Annotated in this window: 8 protein-coding genes; all 8 read left to right on the top strand. The window is 58.5% G+C overall.

The window, feature by feature from the left end; all coding sequences use genetic code 11:
• Nucleotides 1–262 (top strand): hypothetical protein (locus C8J33_RS27390; protein ID WP_207904061.1); only part of this gene is annotated, 262 nt, incomplete at its 5' end.
• A gap of 561 nt (nucleotides 263–823) precedes the next feature.
• The gene (locus C8J33_RS24745) at nucleotides 824–2188 is read left to right on the top strand and encodes an NAD(P)/FAD-dependent oxidoreductase (protein WP_110802996.1); all 1365 of its coding nucleotides are present in this window, start codon (nucleotides 824–826) and stop codon (nucleotides 2186–2188) included.
• 142 nt (nucleotides 2189–2330) lie between these two features.
• The gene (locus C8J33_RS24740; protein ID WP_110802995.1) at nucleotides 2331–3143 is read left to right on the top strand and encodes an IclR family transcriptional regulator; all 813 of its coding nucleotides are present in this window, start codon (nucleotides 2331–2333) and stop codon (nucleotides 3141–3143) included.
• A gap of 21 nt (nucleotides 3144–3164) precedes the next feature.
• Entirely contained in the window at nucleotides 3165–3524 is a 360-nt protein-coding gene (locus C8J33_RS24735; RefSeq protein ID WP_110802994.1) for a RidA family protein, read from the top strand.
• A 32-nt stretch (nucleotides 3525–3556) separates the two neighbouring features.
• Nucleotides 3557–4567, top strand: coding sequence for an ABC transporter substrate-binding protein (locus C8J33_RS24730; RefSeq protein ID WP_110802993.1), 1011 nt, complete (start codon nucleotides 3557–3559; stop codon nucleotides 4565–4567).
• 68 nt (nucleotides 4568–4635) lie between these two features.
• On the top strand, nucleotides 4636–5523 hold the full coding sequence (locus tag C8J33_RS24725) for an ABC transporter permease (RefSeq protein WP_165910804.1): 888 nt from the start codon (nucleotides 4636–4638) through the stop codon (nucleotides 5521–5523).
• 52 nt (nucleotides 5524–5575) lie between these two features.
• Nucleotides 5576–6304 (top strand): ABC transporter permease, encoded by a 729-nt coding sequence (locus C8J33_RS24720; protein ID WP_245420237.1) that lies wholly within the window; start codon nucleotides 5576–5578, stop codon nucleotides 6302–6304.
• Nucleotides 6301–7404, top strand: coding sequence for an ABC transporter ATP-binding protein (locus C8J33_RS24715; RefSeq protein ID WP_110802990.1), 1104 nt, complete (start codon nucleotides 6301–6303; stop codon nucleotides 7402–7404). The genes C8J33_RS24720 and C8J33_RS24715 overlap by 4 nt, the downstream gene beginning before the upstream one ends.
• Nucleotides 7405–7410 lie beyond the last annotated feature (6 nt).

Genomic DNA, 7410 nt, shown 5'->3' with positions numbered 1-7410 from the left:
AGATGACGCGGGTTACTCTCGGGAAGAGCCGGGTGCGGGAAATCCGCCCGCCCGGATCTGTGAGGGCGAAGCCGAATGGCATAGCTACTCGACCACGATCGATAATGGTGCACACGGCGGCAGCGTTCCGCCATTACCGTGGCATATCCGTGAAAAGATCTACGTTGCTGACGGCGATGACAAGTCAGTTCAAACGTCGCTCATTGACAAAGCAAAATCTGGTTGTCCTCGCTCGGCATCTTGCGGGACTCTTCCGCCGTGATCTTAGGGATGAATTTTCCTTTCTCGTGTGCGACCTCTAGAGAGACCGGCACTAGACCGGCTCATGCTCGGCGGTTTCCTCGATAACAGCAGAAACCCAAAATTGCCGAATCGGCTTTTTAAGTACAGTCCCACAAAAGCTGGCCTCTTAGCGTGGGACAAGCGCAGTCAGTGAGAACTGATCCTGGATAAAGGAAAAGCAGGCTTACCGGTTATGGTAAAGAGGTGGTATTTCAGGTCTTGGGCGGGTTTTCTGCGTCGGCCCCAAATGTCGGCGATGGTGTGGTTCGTTAAACAAATCCTAGCCTCTCGCCTCTCTTCCCCAACTTTAGCTGCCGCGCTCTTTAGACAAGCTGGACGCGAGGCCCTCTACGGCGCACGACGGCTACCTCGCACGTATTTTATAGGTCCTAAGCCTGGCTGGTTTCTACCAGCGCACCTGTGCTGACCCGAGAACCCTTGTTTCTGCCCCCTAACGCATTGCGATATTGACAAAGCGAAAATATTGATATCAACTCATTATATCGATATTTAAGTATCGCTAGGCGATAATGAGAAGCAGATGTATGATCCTTTAGTTCACGCCTTTCCGAAAAAAACACAGTCCGATCCCGACTCGTACTGGCTGAAGGTAAGCGGGAGAGATCCCGAGGATGACGGTACTGTCGCAGGTGATTTCGACGTCGACGTTGTTATCGTCGGAGGTGGATATACCGGCCTGTCTGCGGCGTTGGCGCTGGGGCGCGATCACGGGATCAAGGCCACAGTGCTGGAAGCCCGGTCATCGGCATGGGGTTGCAGCGGGCGAAACGGGAGTTTTGCCCGCATTTCCGGGGGCCGCGTCCCTTGGTCAAGTCTGGTAAAAATCTATGGCGCAGACGTAGCGCGCGCCTACTTCCAGGAACTCCGCCAGGGTCTGGATACGGTCCGCAGTCTAATCACGGACAGCGGGATTGAGTGCGCCAGGCAGCCCGATGGGGTTTACAAGGTGGCGACTTTCGGCGCGCACGCCGATGCGCTCCGGCGGGAGGAAGAGCTCTACAACACCGTTCTCCGCTATCCTGCCAGATATGTCGACAAGAGCGGCCTTCGCGGGGTACACGAGGGGCCGGAAAGCCATGGTGCGCTCCATCTCCCTGACGGCTTTTCCTTAAACCCGCTGGAACTCGCGCGCGGCCTCCACCGTAGGGCGCGCAGCCATGGTGCCCGCATCCACACCAATTCGCCTGTCACGGACTGGATCACCGAGGGGGATTGGCACCGTCTTGTGACGCCGACGGGCACCATTCGCGCCAGACGCGTCATCGTAGCAACCAATGGCTACACGTCCTCGAGGTTGCATGCTCGCCTGGCGTCACGCGTGCTGCCCGTCCACTCGCAGATCATCGTGACATCGCCTATGAGCGACGCTCAGGTAGAGGCAAGCCTTCCTTCCGAAAAGTGCATGTTCGATACCCGCGAACTGCTGTTCTACTATCGTCGGTTACCAGACAATCGACTGCTATTCGGCGGGCGAAGCGCAATCTCCGGCAAGGATGCCGCTGCACCCCGTCACCGGCAATACCTCTATGAGGCCATGACTCGGAAGTTTCCGGCGCTCGCCGGGATCAGTGTAGATCATTGGTGGGGCGGCTGGGTCGCGGTCACCCGGAACTCCCTTCCATTCTGCTACAAGGTGCCGGGGATGACCGACGTATTTACCGCCGGCGGTTATGCGGGCAGCGGCGTCTCGTTCTCCATCCATCTCGGCACGAAACTTGCGCTGATGGCGGCGGGACGTCCGTTCGAGACGGGCGCCTCGTTCCTCGCGCGGGAGCCCGAGCGCTATCCCTTCGCCTCGTTCATCCGGCTCGGACAATGGATGGCATATCGCTGGCTCCACGTCAAAGATGCGCGCGAGGCGCATCAGGCGCGAGGTGACCGGTAATGGAAAAAGCCGCCACGTCCAGCAAGTTGCTTGGGATCTACGCATCGGGTGGCCTTCAACATGCCGCTAAGCCTCTATGCCAGCGTGACAGCGGGGGAGTGCTATGACTGCACGTCCCCACAACCTCTTGCGATCAGGTACAATGACAGAAGCTGAAGATTCTCCCCTCTACGTCACCGCTCTTGCAAAAGGTCTCTCCGTTCTGACCGCGTTCGGCCCTTCTAGGCCGGCTATGAATCTGCTGGAGCTGGCTGAGGCCACCGGCTTGAACAAGAGCACGATCCAACGCTCCGTATTCACGCTCGAGGCGTTGGGCTACCTCGCGCGTGATGGTGGTTCAAAGCGTTATCGCCTAACAGTACAGTCGCTGGAAATCGGCACCGGTTATCTTCAAACCGCGGAACTGATCGAGAGGGCCAATCCCTTTATACAGCAGCTGAACCGCCAGACGGGCGAGAGCTGCAACCTGCTGGAGCCCTGGGGCACGGAGATGATCTATGTGGCCCGCTTCACGAGCCACAAGGAAATGCCGATCCATGTTCCGGTCGGCCAGCGCCTTCCGATGTACTGCACCGCCGCCGGGCGCGCCTATCTCTCAGGCCTGCCGGTCGAGGTAGCGGCCTCGTATATCGAGCGGTCTAACCGGGTGGCCTTTACCGCACATACTGTGACGGACCCGGCTGAAATACTCGAGCTACTGCGACGTGCGCGAACGGACGGATTTTCCCTGATCACCGAGGAAATCTACGTCGGTGATATCGCCGTCGGCGCCAACATCGTCAATGCCGACGGGCAGCCACTGGCTGCCATTAATCTTTCCGTGCCCTTCAGCCGCTGGCGGCCCGAGCAGGTCCTCTCGGAGCTCGCGCCGCAGGTCGTCAACACGGCCCGGGCGATTTCGAGTGCTGCGAAGGGGCTCAAGCCATCCAGCGCAATAAAAAACCACCAGACATAGAACTATTACCCAGGAGTAAGAATGCCCATCCAACGCTTTGAATCGAACGGCAAACGCCTGAGCCATGTCCTTGTTCACAACGGGATCGCCTATGTCACAGGGCAGGTTCCCGCAGATCGCAGCCAAGATGCTGCCGGCCAGACCGCCCAGGTGCTGGCGCGGATCGACGAGCTTCTGGCAAAGGCCCGGACTGACAAGTCCAGGATCCTCTTTGCACAGGTCTGGCTGAAGCATGTTGTCGCGGATTTCGCGGCGATGAACGCGGCCTGGGAGGACTGGGTGCCCGAACATGCGTTGCCCGCGCGGGCGACGGTTGAGGCAAACCTTGCTGCTGAAAACATCCTCGTCGAAATCGCGGTACAGGCAGCCGTCGGGGACTAAGACTTTTCACCAAACAATAAGAGAGAACGAACATGCGTAACACGTTTGTAATGACCGCGCTGGCGATGATTTTCGCAGGAACGGCTGCCAGCGCGGCAGACACCACACTGACGATCTCAAGCTACGGAGGCGTTTATCAAGAGGCTCAGTCGAAATCGTATTTCCAGCCTTTTCTCGCGCAAAATCCACACATCAAAATCGTCGAAGACAGCTCGTCGAGCAATGCCAAGCTCAAGGCCATGGTCGAGACCGGTAATGTGACGCTCGATCTGCTTTTGACAGATGACAGCTTTGGCCTCGACGTCGATGCGCAATGGCTGGAGCCAATCGATTATTCGGTCGTCGATAAGTCGAAGTTCATCGACGGTGCGGCAGGCACTTACCGCGTGGCTTCCGACATCGAAGGCACGGTTCTGGCCTATAATACCAAGGAATTCGGCGACCAAGCACCGAAGGGCTTTGCGGACTTCTTCAATGCCGAAAAATTTCCCGGATCGCGCGCCGTCTGGAAATTCGCCGCCTCCGGAATTTTTGAAGCAGCCCTTATAGCTGACGGCGTGGAGCCTCAAGATCTTTACCCGATCGATGTCGAGCGTGCGCTCAAGAAACTCGACACCATCAAGGAAGATATCGTCTGGTGGGAAAGCGGCTCACAGTCCGAGCAGTTGCTCTCAAGCGGCGAGGCGAGCATGGCACTCGTTTGGGTGGGCCGCGCGGTCAATGTCGCAGAGAAGGGCATCAAGATTGACTGGACCAACTGGACATCACAGACCGGCTACTGGGTTGTTCCGAAGGGCACGAAGAACAAGGACGCCGCGATGAAGGCGATCAGCTTCTTCACGGAGCCCGCCCAGCAGGTCGAGTTCACCAAATACATGCCCTATGGCCCGTCGAACAAGAATGCGCTGGCTTCCGTCGACGACAAGTTCAAGGGCAGCCTGCCGACCGACCATCTCGATACCCGCGTTTTGATGGACGCCGACTGGTGGGCTGAAAACGGTGCGAAGATCGACCTTCGCTTCCAGGAATGGCTTCTGCAGTAAGGCTTCTTGGCAAGGGACCCGCCTGCCTGTCGAGCGGGTCCTTCCCTAACGTGCGGTTCGGAAACACGATGACCATATCAACTGATGATCGCAGCATGCCGAAAGTAGCGGGGTTCCGGCGGGACTTCCGGCCAACGCCGGCGTTCTGGCTGATTGTGCCCTCGATCCTGTTCCTCGCACTTTTCTTCGTCTTTCCACTGCTGAAGCTGGTCGCGATCTCGCTGCCGGGCGGCAGCATGGAATATTATAACCAGATCTTTTCGACGCCGATCTTCTTGCGGGTGATTGGCGAGACGTTCCGGGTGTCGCTCATCGTCACGGTGGTCACGGTTGCCGTCGCTTATCCCTATGCCTATGCCATGGCGCATGGCGGTCGCTCGGTGCTGCTTGTGCTCACGGTCGCGTTACTGATCCCTTTTTGGGTGAGCCTGCTCTTGCGCAGCTTCTCGTGGATCGTGCTGCTACAGAACACTGGCCTGATCAACGATCTCTTGAGCGCAATGGGTTTGATTGACAGGCCAATTCGGCTCATCCGAACGCCAACCGGAGTGATCATCGGTATGGTTCACATCCTCCTGCCCTATGCAGTCCTGCCGCTTTACACCGTTATGAAGAAGATCGATCTGCGCCTCATGGAGGCGTCCTCGATCTGCGGCGCGAGTTGGCTCAAGGGCTTTCTGCGGATCTATCTCCCACTGTCCCTGCCGGGTGTCATGGCCTCGGCGATCCTTGCCTTTACGCTGGCTCTAGGCTTCTACATCACGCCGGCCCTACTCGGGAGCCCCCGCGATATGATGATCGCGCAGATGATTGCCGGGCAGTTCAACGAGCAGCTCAATTTTGGCCTTGGGGCTGCCCTGGCCGTTGTCCTCATGGTGCTGACCGGCATCGCTTTCGGTCTGTTCGGTGTCGTGCGGGCGATCCTCCTGAACCGCAGTCTGCGAGGGGAGGCGTGACATGGATAAACTAAGACGGGCCCTTTTCTGGTCGTTCGTTGGTCTGACCGCAGTGTTCCTGCTGCTGCCGACGTTGATCATCGTTCCGATGTCGTTCACCACGACGTCGACGCTCGAATTCCCGCCGATCGGCTTTACCTTCGAATGGTACGGCAACGTCATCGGTGCGCCGGACTGGCAGGCTGCCCTCATCAACAGCTTAGTCGTCGCCTTCGCCGCCGCGACACTGGCAACCGTTATCGGGACCGTCGCTGCCATAACACTGCACGGGCATCGCTTCGTCGGCAGAAGCCTTGTTATGGGTCTTCTTCTCAGCCCGATGGTCACCCCCGTTATCGTCCTTGCTGTAGGGATGTATATGGTGTTTTCGGGATGGGGATTGGTCGCGACGCGCATCGGGCTGGTGTTCGCCCATACCGTCCTTGCCATACCCTTCGTCGTGGTATCCGTGTTGGCAAGCTCAAAAATGGTCAACCCCTCCTTGGTTCCAGCCAGCCTTGGTCTCGGCGCCAGTCGCTGGTTTACCTTCCGGCGGGTCACATTGCCGCTGATCATGCCCGGCGTCCTGTCGGGCGCGGTCTTTGCCTTCATTACCTCGTGGGACGAAGTCGTTATCGCACTGTTTCTGGCGGATGCTCAGACGCGCACGGTGCCGATCATGATCTGGAACCAGGTGCGCACCAACCTCGACCCCGCAACGGCCGCCGTAGCAGCCATTCTCATCGTGCTGTCGGCGCTGGGCGTTCTCCTCTCGTATCGATTCAGGGAAGGCAAATCATGAACGCCGTTCAAAACGCCACCGTCACGGCCATGAAGCTCGAAGGGGTGTCTAAGCTCTATGGGCCGGTCGTAGCTCTTGACAACGTGTCCTTTGAGCTTCGCAAGGGAGAGTTTCTCACCATGCTTGGCCCTTCTGGGTCGGGCAAGACAACCTCTCTTCGTGCCATTGCGGGCTTTATTCAACCGACCTCCGGTCGCTTGTCGATCGACGGTCGGGACATGACCTTTGTGCCGCCGCAAAAGCGCAACATCGGCATGATGTTCCAGGACTACGCACTCTTCCCGCATATGACCGTGCTCGCGAATGTTGGATATCCGCTGGAAACGCGCGGCATCAAGCGCACGGAGCGGGAGAAGCGCAGCATGGAGATGCTGGAAATCGTAGGCCTTGCGCATTGCGCCCAGCGCTATCCGAAAGAGATGTCGGGCGGTCAGCAGCAACGGGTCGCACTCGCCCGCGCTCTCGTGTTCAAGCCGGATATCGTCCTTCTGGACGAGCCGATGGCGGCGCTCGACAAAAAGCTGCGCGGCCAGATGCAGATCGAGATCATGCACATCACGCGTCAGGTCGGCGCGACGGTGGTTTCGGTTACGCACGATCAGGAAGAGGCACTGGTCATGAGTGATCGTATCGCCATCTTTAAGGAAGGGCGTCTTGAGCAACTCGGCACACCGCACGAACTCTATCTCCAACCGAGATCCGAGTTTGTCGCCGACTTTATTGGGGAAGCCAACCTGTTGCGCGGTGACGTTCGCTCGACGGGCGAAGGCGTCTTCGTGGAGGGCAATGGCTGGATGGCGAGCCTTCCCAAGAGCGATCCCCGATACGCGACGCTCTCGAAGGTGCAGAAGGCCTGCGTTGTGCTGCGCCCCGAACGGATCTGCCTGGCGCCGGCAGGGCCTCTGTCGCCGAATTCTGCCGAAGGGGTGATCGAGGACAAGATTTACCTCGGCGTCGAGTACAGGCTCGTCGTGCGGATGAGCGACGGCGGCAAGGTCAATCTTCGCAGCCGCGATGTCGCTTCGGTCGCCGCCATGAGTGCAGGGGACCGGATCTGCATGACATGGACGGTCGATGACATCGTCGTCATCGGTGCTTAAGCACAT

The organism is Rhizobium sp. PP-CC-3G-465, from assembly GCF_004343445.1.
GTDB classification, from domain to species: Bacteria; Pseudomonadota; Alphaproteobacteria; order Rhizobiales; family Rhizobiaceae; genus Ferranicluibacter; species Ferranicluibacter rubi.
Note: the sequence above shows the minus strand (reverse complement) of the source record. Positions and strands in the feature narration are given on the sequence as shown.

Bases quoted from the DNA above. Each gene is read 5' to 3' on its own strand.
- C8J33_RS24735 (WP_110802994.1), top strand. From the start codon at position 3,165: ATGCCCATCCAACGCTTTGAATCGAACGGCAAACGCCTGAGCCATGTC.
- C8J33_RS24730 (WP_110802993.1), top strand. From the start codon at position 3,557: ATGCGTAACACGTTTGTAATGACCGCGCTGGCGATGATTTTCGCAGGA.
- C8J33_RS24715 (WP_110802990.1), top strand. From the start codon at position 6,301: ATGAACGCCGTTCAAAACGCCACCGTCACGGCCATGAAGCTCGAAGGG.
- C8J33_RS24740 (WP_110802995.1), top strand. From the start codon at position 2,331: ATGACAGAAGCTGAAGATTCTCCCCTCTACGTCACCGCTCTTGCAAAA.
- C8J33_RS24725 (WP_165910804.1), top strand. From the start codon at position 4,636: ATGACCATATCAACTGATGATCGCAGCATGCCGAAAGTAGCGGGGTTC.
- C8J33_RS24745 (WP_110802996.1), top strand. From the start codon at position 824: ATGTATGATCCTTTAGTTCACGCCTTTCCGAAAAAAACACAGTCCGAT.